This window comes from Rhizobacter sp. P1_G5 (assembly GCF_056405435.1).
In genome coordinates this window covers 1-710 of record NZ_JBFUCB010001150.1, presented here as the reverse complement: position 1 = coordinate 710, position 710 = coordinate 1, and the positions used below count along the sequence as shown (strand labels likewise).

Annotated in this window: 1 protein-coding gene; it reads right to left on the bottom strand. The window is 73.3% G+C overall.

Annotated elements, in window-relative coordinates:
* Positions 1-128: 128 nt before the first annotated feature.
* Positions 129-710: ABC transporter ATP-binding protein (locus tag AC1D12_RS34660; RefSeq protein WP_477845576.1), on the bottom strand; the 582-nt coding region annotated here is incomplete at its 5' end.

Sequence of the window (710 nt, the reverse complement as noted above, 5' to 3'; positions counted from 1 at the left end):
CTGCAGCACGAGGCTGGGCGCCGGCAGCGTGTAGTGCGGAATGTGGGCCAGCCGCACCAGCGCCTCCCACGCAGCCAGCAGCGCGAGCAGCACGACGGCCGGTGCGATGCGGCGGCGCCAGCGTTCGTTCACGCGGCTGCCGCGGCGTGCGCGGCCTCGAGCGAGCGCGAGACGGCCCGGCATTGGGCGACGTAGTCGTCGCTGTCGCGGAACGCTGCCTCGTGCGGCACCGGCCGGCGGATGCGGAATTCGGCCACGATGCGGCCGGGCCGTGCGCCCATCACCAGCACGCGCTGGCTCAGGAACACCGCCTCGAGCACGCTGTGCGTGACGAACAGCACCGCCATCGGGCGGGCCTGCCAGGCGTCGAGCAGGTCGATGTTCAGGCGCTGGCGGGTGATCKCGTCGAGSGCGGCGAACGGCTCGTCCATCAGCAGCAGCCGGGGCTGCGTGACCAGCGCGCGGGCGATCGATGCGCGCATCTTCATGCCGCCGGACAGCTCGCCCGGGAAGGCGTCCGCAAAGGCTTCGAGGCCCATGCGTTGCAGCAGCGGCAGCACCTGCGCGGCGGCATCGCGGCGCGCGACGCCGGCCAGCCGCAGCGGCAGCCAGGCGTTGTCGAACACGCTGGCCCAGGGCATCAGCGTGGGCTCCTGGAACACGAAGGCGGTGTCGCTGGCCGCATCGGCCTGCAGTGCCGGGGCCTGCAC